This is a genomic window from Xanthomonas sp. WHRI 8393 (assembly GCF_040203315.1).
Taxonomy (GTDB): Bacteria; Pseudomonadota; Gammaproteobacteria; order Xanthomonadales; family Xanthomonadaceae; genus Xanthomonas; species Xanthomonas arboricola.
Genome location: NZ_JBEGGL010000007.1, coordinates 100,571 through 114,598 on the forward strand (window position 1 = coordinate 100,571; position 14,028 = coordinate 114,598).

13 protein-coding genes are annotated in these 14,028 nt (G+C 65.3%); 1 reads left to right on the top strand and 12 read right to left on the bottom strand.

The features are described from left to right. Nucleotides 1-77: 77 nt before the first annotated feature. The 12 genes from ABQ137_RS18835 to aroE all read right to left on the bottom strand — a co-directional run bounded on the left by ABQ137_RS18835 (nt 78) and on the right by aroE (nt 12,647). Complete coding sequence (locus ABQ137_RS18835; RefSeq protein WP_024939071.1) at nt 78-1,448, bottom strand: ATP-binding protein; 1,371 nt, start codon at nt 1,446-1,448, stop codon at nt 78-80. 74 nt (nt 1,449-1,522) lie between these two features. Continuing rightward, nucleotides 1,523-2,206, bottom strand: a complete 684-nt coding sequence (locus ABQ137_RS18840) for a response regulator transcription factor (RefSeq protein WP_002808458.1) — start codon at nt 2,204-2,206, stop codon at nt 1,523-1,525. A gap of 71 nt (nt 2,207-2,277) precedes the next feature. After that, the gene (locus ABQ137_RS18845) at nt 2,278-2,580 is read right to left on the bottom strand and encodes a hypothetical protein (protein WP_054591227.1); all 303 of its coding nucleotides are present in this window, start codon (nt 2,578-2,580) and stop codon (nt 2,278-2,280) included. Between the two features lie 334 nt (nt 2,581-2,914). Next, a complete protein-coding gene (dusA, locus tag ABQ137_RS18850) occupies nt 2,915-3,919 on the bottom strand; it encodes a tRNA dihydrouridine(20/20a) synthase DusA (RefSeq protein ID WP_065033495.1) in 1,005 nt (334 codons plus the stop codon). 454 nt (nt 3,920-4,373) lie between these two features. Then, a complete protein-coding gene (locus ABQ137_RS18855) occupies nt 4,374-4,598 on the bottom strand; it encodes a hypothetical protein (RefSeq protein ID WP_016902784.1) in 225 nt (74 codons plus the stop codon). 843 nt (nt 4,599-5,441) lie between these two features. Beyond that, on the bottom strand, nt 5,442-6,017 hold the full coding sequence (locus ABQ137_RS18860) for an ankyrin repeat domain-containing protein (RefSeq protein ID WP_024939074.1): 576 nt from the start codon (nt 6,015-6,017) through the stop codon (nt 5,442-5,444). 58 nt (nt 6,018-6,075) lie between these two features. Then, the gene (gene katB, locus ABQ137_RS18865) at nt 6,076-7,581 is read right to left on the bottom strand and encodes a catalase KatB (protein ID WP_024939075.1); all 1,506 of its coding nucleotides are present in this window, start codon (nt 7,579-7,581) and stop codon (nt 6,076-6,078) included. Between the two features lie 434 nt (nt 7,582-8,015). Further along, on the bottom strand, nt 8,016-8,624 hold the full coding sequence (locus tag ABQ137_RS18870) for a DUF6624 domain-containing protein (RefSeq protein WP_349783355.1): 609 nt from the start codon (nt 8,622-8,624) through the stop codon (nt 8,016-8,018). 188 nt (nt 8,625-8,812) lie between these two features. Beyond that, entirely contained in the window at nt 8,813-10,945 is a 2,133-nt protein-coding gene (gene dinG, locus ABQ137_RS18875; RefSeq protein ID WP_349783356.1) for an ATP-dependent DNA helicase DinG, read from the bottom strand. Between the two features lie 253 nt (nt 10,946-11,198). Continuing rightward, nucleotides 11,199-11,435, bottom strand: a complete 237-nt coding sequence (locus tag ABQ137_RS18880; RefSeq protein WP_024939078.1) for a hypothetical protein — start codon at nt 11,433-11,435, stop codon at nt 11,199-11,201. Then, nucleotides 11,432-11,806: a hypothetical protein gene (locus ABQ137_RS18885; protein ID WP_016902791.1), complete on the bottom strand. Its 375-nt coding sequence runs from the start codon at nt 11,804-11,806 to the stop codon at nt 11,432-11,434. Before ABQ137_RS18885 ends, ABQ137_RS18880 begins: the two co-directional genes overlap by 4 nt. After that, complete coding sequence (gene aroE, locus ABQ137_RS18890) at nt 11,796-12,647, bottom strand: shikimate dehydrogenase (protein WP_065033449.1); 852 nt, start codon at nt 12,645-12,647, stop codon at nt 11,796-11,798. The genes ABQ137_RS18885 and aroE overlap by 11 nt, the downstream gene beginning before the upstream one ends. A gap of 52 nt (nt 12,648-12,699) precedes the next feature. Here aroE and ABQ137_RS18895 point away from each other — a divergent pair, with 52 nt between their 5' ends. Beyond that, complete coding sequence (locus ABQ137_RS18895; RefSeq protein ID WP_349783357.1) at nt 12,700-13,581, top strand: TolB family protein; 882 nt, start codon at nt 12,700-12,702, stop codon at nt 13,579-13,581. Nucleotides 13,582-14,028: the final 447 nt, after the last annotated feature.

Consider the following 14,028-nt stretch of genomic DNA (forward strand, 5'->3'; position numbering starts at 1 on the left):
CCAACGCGCGGGGCGTTAAACGGTTGTCGGAGCGCGCCGCGGCGTTGACCACGGGTTCATTCCGCACCCCATGCCGGTCACAGTCCCGGTGGCAGGGTCACGTCGAAGCGGGCGCCGCCCAGTTCCTGCGAGCGCACCACCTGCAGCTCGCCGCGGTAAGCCTTGATCAGATCCTGCACGATCGACATGCCGATGCCGTGGCCTTGCACGCGCTCGTCGCCACGTACGCCACGCTGCAGGATCTTGGCTACGTCTTCCGGCGCGATGCCGGGGCCGTCGTCTTCCACCGACAGGATCAATCCGGCACGACGGCTGCCGGTGGTGGGACCGGGCTGTGCGGTCAGCAGCACGCGGCTGCGCGCCCACTTGAAGCCGTTTTCCAGCAGGTTGCCCAGCAATTCCTGCAGATCGCCCGGCTCGCCATGAAAGCGCGCATCGGGCGAAATATCGAATTCGCACAACACGCCCTTGACCGAATAGACCTTCTCCAGCCCGCGCACGATCTCCTCGGCGGTCGACTCGATCGGCAGCGGTGCGGCGAACAGCTTGTGCCCGCTGGAGGCCGCGCGAGCGAGCTGGTAGGACACCAGATCGTTCATGCGGCGCAACTGCACATCCATTTCCTCGTGCAGGTCGCGCTCGGATTGGCCGCTATCGAGCTGGGTGCGCAACACCGCGATCGGCGTCTTGAGGCTGTGCGCAAGATCGGCCAGTGTATTGCGCTGGCGGTCCAGATTGTCGCGCTCGCTCTCGATGAAAGCGTTGATGCTTTCGGTCAGCGGCTCCAGTTCGCGCGGATGCTGCTCGCTCATGCGCTGAATCTCACCGCGCTGCACCTTGGTCAACTCGTTGATGACCCGCCGCAGCGGACGCAGGCTCCACTGCAGGATGAAGGCCTGCAGCACCAGCAGCACCACACCGGCACTGCCGAGGTAGAACCACACCGCGCCACGGAACACGCGCAGCTGCGCGCCCATCGAGCGCGCATCTTCCATCACGTAGATGGTGTATGGAATCTCACCGCCGTGTTCGCGCTCGACGTAACTCACGCCCAGGCCGTAGCGGTACAACTGGCCCACGCTGCCGTCGATCTGGGTCATCTCCAGCGGGCCGATGAATTCTTCCTGGCGCGGCTCGAGCATACGCCCGTGCGGAATGTTCGGGCCTTCGGCCGACATCGAGGTCCAGCTTTCGTCCGGGCGCACGACTTCCACATAGAGCCCGCCGCCGGGCACATCGAAACGTGGATCCGGCGGCTGGCCGCCGATGTACAGCGAGCCGTCGCGGACGAAATCGATATTGGCGGCATACGCAGAGGCGTAGTTCTTCAGCCGCTCGCGCAGATTCTTTTCGGCGGTGTCGGCGAACGCCACATCCAGCGCGTAACCCGCCAGCGCCAGGAAGGCCACCAGACTGAGGCTGGCGGCCAGCAGCTGGCGGGCCTGCAGCGAGCGCGGCCGCCAGCGTCTATACCACTTGGAGCGGCCCGGCACCTGATCTTCCTGCTTGCCGATGCGCGGACTCAGCCTTCGGTACGCGGAATGGCGAAACGGTAGCCGCGACCGCGTACGGTCTCGATCGGCTTGAGCTCACCATCGGGATCGAGCTTCTTGCGCAGGCGGCCGATGAACACTTCCAGCACGTTCGAATCGCGATCGAAATCCTGCTGGTAGATGTGCTCGGTCAGATCGGCCTTGGAGACCAGTTCGCCGGCATGCATCATCAGGTATTCGAGCACCTTGTACTCGTAACTGGTCAGGTCCACGTTGGCGCCATTGACGCTGACCGTCTGCGCGGCCAGATCCAGCGCGACCGGGCCGCATTCCAGCGTCGGCTTGCTCCAGCCCGCCGCGCGCCGCAGCAGCGCATTGACGCGCGCCAGCAGCTCTTCAACATGGAACGGCTTGACCAGGTAATCGTCGGCACCCTGCTTGAGGCCCTCGACCTTGTCCTGCCAGCTCGAACGCGCGGTCAGGATCAGCACCGGGAATTTCTTGCCTTCGTCGCGCAGCGCCTTGATCAGCTCCATGCCCGACATCTTGGGCAGGCCGAGGTCGATGATGCCGACATCGAACGGGACTTCACGGCCCATGTACAGGCCTTCTTCGCCGTCTTGTGCAGCGTCGACAGCAAAGCCCTCACGCTTCAGGCGCGCGGCAAGGGTCTCGCGCAGCGGAGCTTCGTCTTCGACCAAAAGGATACGCATGCACTCTCCCTAGTTACGTTGTCGGCCAATGGCCGGGGAATTTATGAGACTGAACGCAGAACTATCTACGTCTAGTGGTTATCGTCGCGTGGTGGCGCATCCGGCGGCGCCTGGCTGCGCGGCGGCGCGGCCTGCATCTGCTCCGACTCGTACACGGTATGCACGCGGCCGTCCTTCATGTACTTGACGCGGTTGAGATTGCCCCCGTCGAACGGCACGCGTTCGGCGCTGAGGATCTGTCCACCGGTGGACCGCTGCACCTGTCGGATGGTGTCCGAGAGCGTGCGCCCATTACCGCGCGCGGAAGGCGGCAATGGATCGCGTCCCGCGTGCGACATCGGATATGCCTGCCCCCACGCCAATGGCGCTGCCATGGCTAGCCCGAGGGCAACCAATACGACATAGCAAGCGCGGCAGGAGGGCTGGGTCACAATGAATCCTAGCGGGTTGTTCAGGAACATTCAAAATTCGTGAAACCGGCCACCGGTGACAGCATGGTCGAGCCCGAGAATGGTCCAAATTCTTGATTTTTCGGGGTGAATCCCATCTGAACTTTTTAGCTTTGTGTTAACGCTGTTCAGTGAAATGAATCCCTGGACGCCTGGAACGGCACTTTTCTGGAACTCGTACCCGTGCCCGGCAGTTGGCATCCCGGTCAGAAGCAGACAGCGGAAATGCCTGTTCAGGTAATGCAAGCGGCAGGCCAGTTCAGGCCACAACGCGCCAGCCCTGGGTGTCGGTCCGCTGCAAGGCCTGCTCGACCAGCTCCCAGCCGGCACCTGGCCGGTGTGCGCCCTCGCTCAGGACCTGCCGGAACGCGCGTCCGCCCGGCTGGCCATGGAACAACCCCAACACGTGTCGGGTCATGTGTTTCAAGGCCAGGCCTTGCTCCAGTTGGGACTCGACGTAGGGCCGCAAGGCGCGCAGTAATTGGTCGCGCGGCTGTTCCGCACGATGCGTCAGGGCTGCATCCAGGCGATGCAGTACGTAGGGGTCGTGGTAGGCGGCGCGGCCGAGCATGACGCCGTCGGTCTGGTGCAGATGCTCCATCGCGGTCTCCACCGCCGCGATGCCGCCATTGAGCACCACTGGCAGCGCGGGGCGCTCCTGCTTGAGGCGATACGCCCAGTCGTAACGCAGCGGCGGCACTTCGCGGTTTTCCTTGGGCGACAGGCCCTTGAGCCACGCGTTGCGGGCATGCACCACCACCATGGCGGCACCGGCTGCGACCACCTGATCGACGAAGCTGGCGAACACGGCGTAGTCGTCATCGTCGTCCACGCCGAGGCGGCACTTGACCGTGATCGGCAGCGTGGTCGCCGCACACATGGCGGCAACACAGTCGGCCACCAGGCCCGGCTCGCGCATCAGGCAGGCACCGAAGCGCCCGGCCTGCACGCGATCGGACGGGCAGCCGCAATTGAGGTTGATCTCGTCGTAGCCCCACTCCTGCGCAATCGCCGCTGCCTGCGCAAGCAGTGCCGGCTCGCTGCCGCCCAGTTGCAGCGCCAGCGGGTGTTCGACCGGATCGAACCCGATCAGCCGCGTGCGATCGCCATGGATCACCGCATTGGCGTGCACCATCTCGGTGTACAGACGTGCCGAGGGTGCCAGCAGGCGATGGAAGACCCGGCAATGGCGGTCGGTCCAATCCATCATCGGGGCGACGGACAGGCGCAGGGAGGCGGCGTAGCGATCGGCGGAAGCGGTCATCGACATGTGGCCGCAGCAGGCAGCCATCGGAATGCGGAGCAGGATCAACAGCTTACACGGGTGTCGATGAATCTGCCGCAGCGCGGCATGGCATCCTGCGAGGCCGACCTGCCGGAGCCCGCTGATCGATCGCCGGTTCACTGCGCCATGTGATTGACCCATAGGGGCTGGCGAAGGTCGGCATGCCGCGCGTTGATGGAACCCGCTGGCGGCGCGCCTGGGCGTCCGGTATCGCGGCTATCGCTGCCATCGAAAGAGACGAACGACACCGTGCCGGCGCTGCTGTCGTTGCCCTCGCACGCCAAGTGCGCGCGTTATCGGGCGGCATCGCTGCAGGATGCGCAGTGCCTGGGCGTTCGCCCATGTCGAGCGAACGCGGTGCATCGTCAATGACGAGCGGAGCTTGTGTCGTCCAGTGCTGGCGTCGTGCACTGCGCCTGGACAGGATCTGCAGTTACGGGTTGCGGAAGCCCACACGCTCTTCGGCGCTCAACGGCTTGCCGAGCGCATGGTACGAGGCAACCAGGGTGATCAGGGCGGTGCCCAGCACGGTGTAGAAGCTCCACGACGTGGCCAGCACGTGTACCTGACCGAACACCAGCGCGACCACGGCGGTGGCGGTGCACAGCACCATCGCCAGCAGGGACATCAGGAAAGGGATGGAGGGATCGAGCTTCATGGTCCGGGGGTTCCAGTGTGCGATAGCGGAAGCATCGGCGTTCGCAGCGCTTTCTTGAACTGTTTTTTGCGATTTTTCCGAACAAATTTCAGGCAAGTCAGCGCGCACTCAGACTTATGTCAAACCCTTGGCGCACAAAGGTTTCCATGTCAGGGGACTCCTGACGCAGTGGCACAAAAATCACCACCGCCGCCAAAGATCCAACGCGCCTGCGGCGGAAAACCGGCGGAGGCGGTGGCTGCGTTTTCCAGCGGGTCGTGGAGGCAAATCGAGCAGGTCGGCGAGCCACTGGCCGACCCGGGAGCGACGACTCACTGCGCTCGGTGCACAGTGATTGACCTCCGAACCTGGCCGAGGCGGTGGTTGCGCCTCTCGGCAGGTGATGAAGGCAGATTGAGTAAGTCACCGCGCGGCCAGCCGATCTAAGAGCGAGCATACGGTGCGCTCGGTACGCAACGGCTACCTCCCGAACCACGTCGGTGGTCATAAATGAGCGGGTGTCGCCGGTACGCGCGGTGGAGTGCTGCAGGCGAGGCCTTCGAGGCTCCGGGTATCGAGGTGCCGGACTCGGGCGATACCAATCAGCGACTCATCCGACGGCCACCGGGATGGAGCTGCCGTCGCAACCACCTACAGCGCTTCGAAGACGGCCGAGCGCTATGCGTGCAATCCGCCCGGCTGCGGGCTGCAGGCGACTGGCCTGTGCATCAGGTGCATCGTGGTACGGCACGCTGCAGCATGCATCGCCGTCGGCTCACGCCGGTATCGGCCGCATGGCGCCGGTGCGAGCCTGCTGACGCCTGGCGTCACGCATACCTGCCCCGCCACGCATCACAGGCGCGCTCAGCGCGCCGGGGTCGTCGCAAACTCGCCGCGCTGCAGCTTGGTCACATCGTTGCCCTGCCCATCCTTGAGGCTGAGGTCTGCGCCCTTGGCGGCCAGATCCTTGAGCACGTCGGTGCGCTGGAACAGCGCTGCGTACATCGCGGCGGTCTGACCGGCGTTGTTGCGCTGGTCCGGCGCGCAGTCGGCCTGCATCAGCCGCTTGGCGATGCCCAGCTCGCCCTTGAAGATCGCGCCCATCAGCGCGGTGTTGCCGCGCTTGTCCTGCGCGCAGGGGTCGGCACCGGCGCTGAGCAGTTGCTCCACTGCCGGGCGCTGGCCGTGATAGGCCGCCAGGATCAGGGCGGTGTAGCCCTTCTCGTCACGGGTATTGAGGTCGTAGTGCGAGCGGATGAACTCGGCCAGCATGTCCTGCCGCCCTTCGCGTGCCGCGTCGAAGAAGTACTCGCGCAACTGCAGCTTGATCTGCGCCGGGTCGGCGGCGGCAGCGGTGACGCTGGTGGACATCGGCGCGGGCGAGGCAGCATTGGCAGCTGCAGACAGGGTGCCAAGCATCAGAAACAACAGGGTGCGCATATGGCTCTCCCGATAGCGAAAACGGCACCGCGGCACAGGCCGCGATGCCGTGGGTGGGTCAGTCCTGCAGGCTGGAGGCCAGCTGCTTGACCCGGGCCAGGTCGCCCTTGGCGACACGCGTCACGCCAGTGCCGTACTCGGAGTCGGCCTTGTACAGGAACGACAGCAGGAGATGCTTGCTCTCGGTGTCGGTGGTGGCCAGCGACTCGCCGAAACTCTGCACCAGATCGGCGCGATCCTTCTTGCTGTAGGACCGATACAACTCACCGGCCTGCTTGAAGTTCTGCTCGCGGGTGATTTTGGCCTGCTGGGTGGTGCCCGACAGCGGCAACGCGCTGTAACGCGCAGCGGTGTCCTGCGGCCGCGGCTCCAGCCGGCTCGGCTCGTAGTTCACGCCGCTGGTGGTGTGGCCGTTATTGCCTTCGCCATCCTGGTTGCCGTTGTTGACGGCCACACGCGGACGGTTGACCGGCAGGTTCAGGCCATTGGCACCGATGCGATACAGCTGGGTGTCGGCGTAGGAGAAGATGCGCCCCTGCAGCAGACGGTCTTCCGACGGCTCGATGCCCGGCACCAGGTTGGCCGGCGCCATCGCGACCTGCTCGGTTTCCTGGAAGAAGTTGTCGACGTTCTTGTTCAACACCATCTGGCCGACCTTCTGCTCCGGCACGTCGGGCCAGATCTTGGTGGCGTCCAGCGGATCGAAATCGAACTTGGCCAGGTCCTCCGGCTTGAGCACCTGTACGTACAGGTCCCACTTCGGGAAGTCGCCCTTCTTGATCGCACCGACCAGATCGTTGGTCAGGTGGCTGTAGTCCTTGGCCTGGACGGCAGCGACCTGCTTGGGGTCGAGGTTCTTGATGCCCTGCAGCGTCTTCCAGTGGAACTTGACGTAATGCACTTCGCCCTGCGCATTGACCAGCTTGTAGGCATGCACGCCGTTGCCATCCATGAAGCGATAGCCGGCGGGGGTGCCTTCGTTGGAGTACAGCAGGGTCAGCGTGCGTGTAGCCTCGGGCACGTGCGAGAAGAAATCGAAACGGCGCGAATCGTCATCCAGATTAGTGCGCGGGTCCGGCTTGAACGCGTGGACCATGTCGGGGAACTTGATCGCATCGCGGATGAAGAAGGTCGGGAAGTTGTTGCCGACCAGATCCCAGTTGCCTTCGCTGGTGTAGAACTTGGTGGCGAAGCCATGCGGGTCGCGCAAGGTTTCCGGCGAGTGGTTGCCGTGCACCACCGAGGAAAAGCGCACGAAGACCGGGGTCTTTTCGCCGGCGCTGAACACCTTGGCCTTGGTCAGGCTGGACAGATCGGCGGTGGCGGTGAACTCGCCTTTGACGCCGGTGCCGCGTGCATGCACCACGCGCTCGGGGATGCGCTCGCGATCGAAACGCTGCAGCTTCTGGATCAGCTGCACATCCTGCAGCAGGGTCGGGCCATTGGCTCCGGCGGTCTGCGAATTCTGGTTGTCACCGACCTTGGCGCCGTTGTCGCGGGTCAGGACGGATTGGGCGAAGACCGGCGGTGCGATCAGCGTCGGGGCTAGCAGGGCTAGCACCATGAGGGATCCAGGGCGCATGGCGTCAGCTCGTTTGAGGGAGCTGAATCATGGCCAGCGGACCGAAGCGTGAGAAGTCGTTAGTTATGATCGCTGCGATAGGCGAACATGATGATGACTACAGAGCGTGATATGCATCGCGTTACAAGGCGGCGACACGTTGAAGATCATGCCGCTTATCCCGCGGATGAGGTGGCCAAGCTGATTCACAGCGACGCATGCAGCGCGTTGGCGACTGCAAGAATACTGCAGTGCGGAAGATCCGCACACTCAGCAACCAGCGACAGCATGCGGTGAAAAATACCCACAGGGCCGGGTGTCATCGCCTAGTGGAAACCAAGGCACCAACACCTTGCAACGTCTTCTTGATCCAGGTGTGAACGCGCGACCCATGCGTTAAACAGTAGTCATCGCCTCGCACCTGGATCGCTCACGGTTCAAAGACCACCAGAACCGCTCTGCTCGTCAGGCAAACCGACGTCTGCCCGTCTGCGTGCCAACTGGGCAGGATCCTCCAGCTCGAACAGGCTGCCGTCCGCCTTGCGCTGGGTGCCGTAGCGCTGCGGCTTGCCCGACATGATCAGATTACGATCCACGAACAATGCCATGTCTGCGGTGCTGTAAGACCCGCGCGCCACCGCAACCTCGATGTTCTTCAGGAAGCCATCGCGAAACGTGCGGTCAGTGGAGTGCTGCGCGACCAGGAAACCAGCATGCGCCCCGTCTTCGCCGACCGACGCGACATCGGGGAAGCCGAATTTGTCGATCAATGCAGACAGCGCAGCCTGGTTTTCCCGTTGCGACGCAACCAGACGCATGGCCATGTCTTTTGCTGCACCTTGATTGGCCTGCAGCTGTTGCGCCGTGAAAGCACCACGAATCTGCTCACGGATCTTCTGATCGGCATCAGCCAGTGCCAGCAGCTGTTCGCGATAAGAGGCGTTCATGCCTGGACGATCTTGCTGCAAAGTGCGATCGGCTTCGGCAATCGCCCATCCCGCCGTTGTCAGCTGCCATAGCAGTACACCGAGCATCACTGTCTTCATCCGCAATCCTCCCGGATCTCAAAAGGTCACGACATCGCGTCGATAAGCACGGCAGGGAAAGATACCGCTGCCATCGACACCACAAGCGCAGCGACGGGCACGGTCATGCACCGCAAACGTGTGACAGCGGCACTCTGCGAGACGGATGTTCCATCCTCCGCACGGGACTGGCGCAGGGCTGCCCTGGACTAGCCGATCACCCGCTTGAACGGTGGCAGCGCGTCGATGATGCGTTTTCCGTAGCGACGCGTCAGCAGGCGCGAGTCGAGAATGATGACGCGGCCGTGGTCGCTCGAACTGCGGATCAAACGGCCGGCAAACTGCGTCAGCGTGCGCAGCGCATGCGGAATGGCGATCAGGTTGAACGCATTGTGGCCGCGGCTCTCCAGCCATTCGCTCAAGGTGGAGGTCTGCGGATCGGTCGGCACGGCGAAGGGCACCTGGGTAATGACCACCGTGGTGCAGGCATCGCCGGGCAGATCCAGGCCTTCGCCAAACGAGTTCAAACCGAACAGCACCGAGCCCTCGCCGGCGGCGATACGGCGCAGGTGTTCGGTGATCAGTTGCGACTTGTTGCCCTCGCCCTGCACCAGCACGCGGTTGCGTTGCGCCAGCGGCATCAGGTCGGCGACCTTTTCCATCTTCCAGCGCGAGGTGAACAGCACGATGCTGCCCTTGCCGGTCCAGTCGAGTTCGCGCACCAGGTAACGTGCGACTTCCTTCGGGTGGCCTTCGCGATCGTCTGGGGTGACCGGGAAATTGGGCACGATCAATTCGGCCTGATTGGGCAGGTCGAACGGTGAGGCCAGCGAGGCCATTTCGGCGTGATCGGGCAGGCCGTTGTCGATCGCGAACGCTTGGAAATCGCCGCCGCCGGTGAGTGTGGCCGAGGTCATCACCACCGAATCCACTTCGTTCCAGATCATCGTGCGCAGCACCTGCGCAGCCGACACCGGCGAGCAATGGCAGATCAGATCGCCGTCGCGCGAGAGGGTGATCCAGCGCGCCATCGGCGGCTGGCCTTCCTTGTCTTCGCGCCGCCAGCCGCTCCACAGATTGTGTTGCTGCTCGGCCATCTCCAGGGCCAGGCCGAGGCTGCGCTGCAGGCGTTCGCGCGCCGAGTCGTCCTGCTTGCCCTTGGCGATCGCGCTGTGCGCGGCATGCACCCAGTTGAACAACGCGCGGGTTTCTTCGCCGAGTTCTTCGATGGCCGGGCCCCATTGCGGCGGCAGCTTGCCGTTGGCCGCACGCCACAAGGGATCGCGCTCGCCGGGCTCGGGCTTCCACACGCGTTCGACCTCGGCGTGGAAGGCCTTGAGCAGCTTGGACACGCGCGCGGCCACCTCGATGGCCTCGTTGGGCAACAGGTTGCCGATCTTGTCCTTTTCCACCGCGCGGTAGGCAGCGGCGATGAGGATCTGCAACCGTCCGGTGCGTTTGGCCATCTCGTCCAATGGCAGGCTGGCGGCGCCCTGGTCGATCGCCACGCCGGCGATGTGATGGCCTTCGTCGAGCACCAGCAGCATGTCGGCGGGCGGGGCGATCAAGGGCTGGCCATTCTCGGCATCGCCCAGCGACAGCGACGACAGCAGCAATGCATGGTTGGTGACCACGATCTGCGCTTCGCGCACGTCGGTGCGCGCCTTCAGCACCGGGCATTGCGCAGCGTAGCTGCAGCGGCGGCCGGCACAGCCGGAGGCCGGCGTGGTGATGCGCAGGCGCAGCGGCACCGAGACCTGCTCGGGCGCATCGTCCAGATCGCCGTTCCAGCTGCGCTCGGCGTAGGCCGTGGCCAGGCGCTTGGCCAGGTCCGCGTCGGCCGGGCTGAGCGGGCGGTCGTAGAGCACCTGTTCGTCGTCGAACATGCCTTCCTGGCTGGTCTCGCCCTGCAGCTCGGCGGCGTTGCGCGTGCACAGGTAGCGGGTGCGGCCCTTGGCCAGTGCGACCGTGGCTTCCAGCCCGGTGGCCTTGAGGAAGGCCGGGATGTCGCGCTCCACCAACTGCGACTGCAGCGCCACGGTGCCGGTGCTGATCACCAGCTTCTTCTTGGTGGCCAGGGCGATCGGCACGCCGGCGGTGAGATAGCCCAGGCTCTTGCCGACGCCGGTGGGGGCCTCGGCAATGCCGATGCCGCCGGAGGTGGCCAGCGCGCGCGAGACCAGGCCGATCATCTGGCTCTGCGCCCGCCGTGTGGCAAAGCCGGGCGTGTTGGCCTGCAGCTTGGCGTAGGCCTCGCGGATGCCGGCCTTGATCGGGTCGGTCAGAACGCGCTGGGTGGGAACCGGCGCCGACGGCGCGGCCGGTGGGGCGACTTCATTCATCGCGCTATTTTCGCACGGACCGGCGCAGCGCCTGCGACCGGCGTGGCACTCGGCTGAACGTGTTTGCTGGCGCGGGGCGGCGCCACCGCCATCTTGGTCCCGGGTACGCACGCTGCACGGCCACTGCATGCGTCGGATCCGCTCATCGCTGGCGGGCACTGCCCGCAAGTTCTGACCCGAAGGGGCGCGCAACGGATGCCGCCCCAATCACCCTGCGCTGCCTGCAACGAGCAGGCAGCGTCGCTCCACGTTGTCAGCGGCCTTGCGTCCGCGGCGGCCATGCATGGCGCGCCCAGACCAGCCCGATAACCACCATTGCGACGCCCATCAGCAACATGCCGGCACCCACGCCAGTGGGCCCGAAGCGCTCATACAGCAAGCCGCCGCGATTGACCGCAGCCAGCGCCTGCGGATGCAGCAGCGTCCACCCGCCCTGCCCGGCACTGACCAGCCCGACCACCACCAACGCGATGGCTTTGAGCGGAATCATGGGCGCGGGCCGGCGGCGGGCGGCACGCGTTGCAGGCTGCCTGCCAGCGTCCACACCAGCACGCCGATGCCCACGCCTTGCATCGCCATCAGCACGAAGTGGGCGATGCTGGTCACCATGCTGATCTGACGCACATTGCCTTGCTGCAGCAACAGCATCGGAATCGCCTGGAAGGCAACCTCGGCAAACAAGCAGCCCAGCAGCAACCAGAGCGCGGCCAGCCCGGCACGCCGCAACGGGCTTTGCGAGGCACGCCACAGCAGAACCAGCCCGAGCAGCAACGCGATCAGCATCGGCACGCGCGACAGCAGGCTGGTGACCAGGGTCAGCAGGATATCGGTGGCGGTGACGCTGCCCACCTCAGTCGGCACTGACCAGAAGGGCCTCGCGCGCGCGCAGCGCGGCGTAGACCGGGTCGGTGTCCGGGCGCACGCCGTGCCACAGCGCGAAGCTCTCGGCGGCCTGTTCCACCAGCATGCCCAGGCCATCAACGGCGTAGCGGCATTGCGCCGCACGTGCCCAGGCCAGGAAGGCGATGGCGGTGGGGCCATAATTGAGATCGACCGCCGCGGTGAGGCTGTTGACCAGGCCCAGCGGCATGGCGAACGCACCGGCGTCGCGATCGCGCCCAGCCGCGGTGGCATTGACGATCAGTTCGAAGTCGCCCAGATCGCGCAGGTCTTCGATGTAGCGCGAGACCACCCGCCCCGGCTCGCCGAGCGCATCGCACAAGGCATCGGCACGCTCGGGCGAGCGGTTCACCACCACCATTTCGGTGATGCCCGCTTCCAGCAGCGCCGGTGCCACGCCGCGCGCGGCACCACCGGCGCCGAGCAGCAGCACACGGCGACCGCGCAGATCCAGCCCGTGGCGGTCGGTGAGGTCACGTACCAGACCGGCGCCATCGGTGTTGTCGCCCTGCCACTGGCCGTCGTTGCGCACCAGCGTGTTGACCGCACCGGCCAGACGCGCGCGATCGCTCAGGCTGGCCGACAACGCACAGGCGGCCTCCTTCAGCGGCAGGGTGACGTTTGCGCCCTTGCCGCCTTCGTCGGCGAAGCGCTCCAGCGCGGCAGCGAACTCTTCTGGCGGTGCGTCGATGGCGGTGTAGTCCAGCGCGATGCCGGTCTGCTTCCCGAAGTCGGCATGGATGGCCGGCGACAGCGAATGGGCGACGGGGTGACCGAACACGGCATAACGGGATACGGGCATGAAACGCTCTCTGGTTGACTAGACTGTGCGCGACTTGAGGCAGGAACCCCGCATGCAACTTCGATGGACACTGCTCGCGCTGGCGGCAAGTTTACTCTGCGTCCCGGTCGCGTCGGGGCTTGCCGAATTCGGCATCGAAGGCATGGGCGTGGTCTCCACGCCGGCCAACGAAGCGCGCGCCACGCTGAGTCCGGACGGGCAACGCATCGTCTGGGCCAGCGACCGCGCCGGCGGCACCGGGGGCTGGGATCTGTGGCAGGCCCGGTTGAACGGCGGGCGCTGGCAGGACGCAGAAGTGCTGCCGATCAACACGGCGCAGGACGAGACCTCCCCGCTGTTCAGTGCCGATGGCCGCTGGCTGCTGTTCGCCTCCAGCCGCCCTGGCGGTGCCGGCGGCGCCGACCTGTATCGCGCGCCGGTGGATGCGCAGGGCCGGATCGGTGCGGTGCAATCGCTGGGCGCGGCGATCAACAGCCGCGGCGACGAGCGCTCCCCGACACTGTCGCTGGACGGCACCCGCCTGCTGTTCGCCAGCAATGGCCACGGTGGCGCCGGCGGCATGGACATGTTCGTGGCGCGCTGGGATGGGCAGGCGTTCATCGCGCCGGTGGCATTGAGCGATATCAACAGCGCCGACGACGAGCTGGATGCGGCTTGGCTTGGCGATGGACGGGGGCTGGTATGGGCACGCGGCCGGCAGGATGGTCCCAGCCAGTTATTGCTGGCGACCTGCAGCAACGGCCATTACACCGTGGGCCAGGCAGTGCCGCTGTCGTTCAACGGGCCGCAGGAACGCACCTTCGGTGCGGTGGTGGATGCGGCCAAGCCAGGCGAGTTGCTGGTGACCGGCAGTGCGCGCGCACCGCGTGCGGGGCAGTTGGACATCTATCGGATGAAGGCGCCGGCGGTGAAGGGGGATACGAGCTGCCGTTGAGTGTGGGTGGGTGGGTGCGCAGACTCTTGCCAGGGGCTGCCTGGGATACGACTTCACGCCAAGCTATTGCAGAGCGGATGATCTGGGTCCTCGCTGCAGGACTGCTGATCTGCGGTTTGATTGCAGAGCTGCTGATCTGAGGCTTGGTCGCAGGGCCCTTGCCCGCCCACCATCGCGGGACACGCCGCAAGTACGTCCGTGTAGGCTCTTACGCGGCATCCATGCCGCGTAAGGTCCCGCGACGGTAGGCGGACAAGGGCCAGCCGGGATGGTCGGTGTGCATGGTCAGAAGCGGGAGCGGCAGCAGGCGGGTCAGATGCAGCGGTGGTTGCATGATCCTTGTGATCTGGCAGACGTGGTCTGATTTCCAAAGCTGTCCGTCGAAAGCGGGCAGCAAGTAGATTGGGTTTGCCCCCTATCGCTAATAGTCATCCACACATGCATACA

Coding starts and splice junctions, on each gene's coding strand:
- ABQ137_RS18840 (WP_002808458.1), bottom strand. CDS start 2,206: ATGCGTATCCTTTTGGTCGAAGACGAAGCTCCGCTGCGCGAGACCCTT.
- ABQ137_RS18845 (WP_054591227.1), bottom strand. CDS start 2,580: ATGGCAGCGCCATTGGCGTGGGGGCAGGCATATCCGATGTCGCACGCG.
- dusA (WP_065033495.1), bottom strand. CDS start 3,919: ATGACCGCTTCCGCCGATCGCTACGCCGCCTCCCTGCGCCTGTCCGTC.
- ABQ137_RS18855 (WP_016902784.1), bottom strand. CDS start 4,598: ATGAAGCTCGATCCCTCCATCCCTTTCCTGATGTCCCTGCTGGCGATG.
- ABQ137_RS18860 (WP_024939074.1), bottom strand. CDS start 6,017: ATGCGCACCCTGTTGTTTCTGATGCTTGGCACCCTGTCTGCAGCTGCC.
- katB (WP_024939075.1), bottom strand. CDS start 7,581: ATGGTGCTAGCCCTGCTAGCCCCGACGCTGATCGCACCGCCGGTCTTC.
- ABQ137_RS18870 (WP_349783355.1), bottom strand. CDS start 8,624: ATGAAGACAGTGATGCTCGGTGTACTGCTATGGCAGCTGACAACGGCG.
- dinG (WP_349783356.1), bottom strand. CDS start 10,945: ATGAATGAAGTCGCCCCACCGGCCGCGCCGTCGGCGCCGGTTCCCACC.
- ABQ137_RS18880 (WP_024939078.1), bottom strand. CDS start 11,435: ATGATTCCGCTCAAAGCCATCGCGTTGGTGGTGGTCGGGCTGGTCAGT.
- aroE (WP_065033449.1), bottom strand. CDS start 12,647: ATGCCCGTATCCCGTTATGCCGTGTTCGGTCACCCCGTCGCCCATTCG.
- ABQ137_RS18895 (WP_349783357.1), top strand. CDS start 12,700: ATGCAACTTCGATGGACACTGCTCGCGCTGGCGGCAAGTTTACTCTGC.